At 43.7% G+C, this 3,269-nt stretch carries 2 protein-coding genes; both read right to left on the reverse strand.

What is annotated here, in order from left to right; genetic code table 11:
* Window positions 1-188: 188 nt before the first annotated feature.
* The gene (locus tag L0J61_RS10200; RefSeq protein ID WP_301466335.1) at window positions 189-1,478 is read right to left on the reverse strand and encodes an adenylosuccinate synthase; all 1,290 of its coding nucleotides are present in this window, start codon (window positions 1,476-1,478) and stop codon (window positions 189-191) included.
* Window positions 1,479-1,653: 175 nt separating this feature from the next.
* A complete protein-coding gene (locus L0J61_RS10205; protein WP_301466336.1) occupies window positions 1,654-2,961 on the reverse strand; it encodes an ATP phosphoribosyltransferase regulatory subunit in 1,308 nt (435 codons plus the stop codon).
* Between the last annotated feature and the right edge of the window lie 308 nt (window positions 2,962-3,269).

Consider the following 3,269-nt stretch of genomic DNA (forward strand, 5'->3'; position numbering starts at 1 on the left):
AAGGAGGATAACGCCGTAGCTTTTTAGTAATTTGCTGACCATATCGATTAAATTGGGGGCACACTCCCATATTATGCCAAAAATAAAACCCCAATGCGCAGCACTGGGGTTTTATCATTTGATGCGTCAATTCACTCAACAGGCTTTTCGGTCATCCGTTAAATTTATCAACGATTCTTAAAGCTCACTTATACATCGTATGGATCACGGAGTACGATGGTTTCTTCGCGGTCAGGACCAGTTGAGATGATATCAACAGGGCAACCAATCAATGCTTCGATACGCTTGATGTATTTTTTGGCATTTTCTGGTAGATCATCATAGTTGGTAATCCCGACGGTTGACTCAGTCCAACCGGCAAGCGTCTCATACTTTGGCGTTACTGACTCGTAGAATTCAGCATCATGTGCGCCTGCACACTCTGTTTCAGGTAAGTCGTAACCAACACCAATCAACAGCTCTTCTAAACCGTCTAACACATCAAGCTTGGTTAAGCAGATACCTGTTAATGAGTTTAGTACCACTGCACGGCGTAATGCTTCGGCATCAAACCAACCACAGCGGCGGGCACGACCAGTTGTCGCACCAAACTCATGACCAACATTTGCCAAGTGCGCGCCAACATCATCAAAAAGCTCAGTTGGGAACGGACCACTACCAACGCGTGTGGTGTAGGCTTTAGTGATACCAAGAACATAATCTAAATATAGTGGACCGATACCTGTACCAGTAGAAACACCACCCGCTGTTACACTTGAACTGGTCACAAATGGATAAGTACCATGGTCAATGTCAAGTAAAGTACCTTGCGCACCTTCAAACATCAGATTTTTACCTGCCAAACGCAGTTGATTTAGGTCTTCGGTTACATCAGTAACCATACCTTTAATCTCTTCTTTCCACTCTTGGCAAAGCTTAAACGTCTCATCAAAATCAATCGCATCAACTTTATAATACTGAGTTAGTTGGAAGTTATGATATTCGATTAGGTTACGTAGCTTTTCTTCTAAATCGCTACGGAATAAATCTGCAAGCTTAATAGCACGGCGCGCTACTTTGTCTTCGTAGGCAGGACCAATGCCACGACCCGTCGTGCCAATTTTTCCACTGCCACGCTTGGCTTCACGTGCTTGGTCAAGCGCCACGTGATATGGCATGATAAGTGGGCAGTTTGGTGAAATGCGTAGACGCTCACGCACTGGCACATTATTGGCTTCAAGCTCTTTGATTTCAATCAATAATGCATCGGGTGCTAAAACCACACCGTTACCGATAAAACAGGTGACATCGTCACGCAGGATACCTGATGGGATCAAATGTAGGACGGTGGTTTTGCCATCGACAACCAACGTATGACCAGCGTTATGGCCACCTTGAAAGCGAGCAACTGCTGACGATTTTTCAGTAAGTAAATCTACAATCTTACCCTTACCCTCATCGCCCCATTGGCTACCCAAAACTACGACATTCTTACCCATGATCAATCCTTACCTTTATGTATTGAGGTGTGTGCAATAACGCTTGGAAAACTAAAATGATATTCAAACTGCTTATAATGCTAAGCAGCTATAATGCGCCTTCTACTTTCACCCAGCGCTCTATTATCTTGCCAGCACTGAGCAAGTTGCTAATTTAAACTTAATAATCTGGCAGTTAAAGTGCCTGTAATTGCCATTGATTATCTACAGAGATCAGATGATGCGTCACGTCGGTCGGGCGATCGTCTGCGCTTAATGGCATAACGACCCGATAACCCTGCTGACGTAGACTTTCCACTTGCTGTATCAGTATCTGTTTTTGCCCTTTAGCAGCACTGTCTAATGATTGAAAATCAACCAACACAACCGTTGGTGCTTCAAGCTCAGTATGAGCAAGCAAGCGGCTGACATCCATACTAAAACCAGTGGCTTCTCGTGGTTGGTTGGCTGCTAACTGACCACCGCTTTGCATACCATCAAAACGCCCACCACGTACCAATGGTTGAGTCTCGTTGTTGATATAACCATTGAATACAATGCCTGTATGATAGTGATAGCCTGACAACTCTGTCACATCAATACTGACAGCACACTGCCATTGCTGCTGTAGATGGTCTTTGAGACGCTGTAACTCATCAATAGCAGTCACAATGGTTTCGTCTTGCTGTGCGGTGGCGGTCAGCTTAGCCAATAGATTTTCGATATCATGACCGAAACGCGCTAATGCGTAAAAATCGTCGCCCATTGGTAGCGATTTACAGACACGCTTTAGCTCTGGTAAGTTTTTATTGGCATACAAATGCATCAACTGCTCAGCATCATGACTTGATAACTCGGCCAACTCAGCCAAACGTTTAAATATCGCCACGTGACCCAAGTCGATATGCAAGGTCGCGCTCATATTCAATTTATTGAGCATAGCAAACAGCACGTCAATTAGCTCGATATCCGCGGCAAGTGACGCACAGCCAAATATTTCAGCGCCTAGCTGCAGAGGGGTTCTCGAGCCAAACAAACCAGACGGCAATGTGTGAATCACATCCCCTGCATAGCAGTAGCGCGCAATTCCTGTTCCGCCATGATGTGCGTCGATACGCAATATCTGCGGCGTAATATCAGCACGCAACCCCATCAGGCGTCCCGTGAGCTGATCGATAATTTTAAAGGTTTGTCGCTTCAAGTCTTCTGATGCATCACTCAATAACGACTCAGTAAACTCAATCATTGGTGGATTGACCAACTGGTAGCCATGAGTGATTAGCTGCTGAGTCAACTGATAGCGCAGCACTTCTTGCTTATGCGCATCTTCAAACAGCACATCCACCACTCCATCAGGCAACAACCAACTATTGGCAACCTCGCTGGCAAAGCTATTCAAATATGGCATGCTATTGGAGTTAACACTGTTTTCAGTAGGCTGAGACAGTGTTTTATTCGTTGTATTTAACTGGGCGGGTTTTGCAGAATCAGAACTGACAGACACAATAAATCCTTGTTTGGCGTATCGCTTACCAAAAAACGCGGTACTCAGACGGTACTTAATAAGGTTGTATTTATAATTACATTGACATCACACATGTTTTAAACGCACAAAATTATTTTCAACACACAACATCATTAACCTAATTATTTATAAACAAACTAGGTAACCATAAAAATGTGAGTAATAAGTATAATTTAGGATGATAAGACGAATATCTTTATGTGCTATAAATTGTGATAAGTAGTCAAGGCACTTTACGGGTTAGTTTAGCATAGCACTTAAGGTTCGCCTAGTGACAATTATCCACA

Source organism: Psychrobacter sp. (assembly GCF_030457785.1).
Taxonomy (GTDB): Bacteria; Pseudomonadota; Gammaproteobacteria; order Pseudomonadales; family Moraxellaceae; genus Psychrobacter.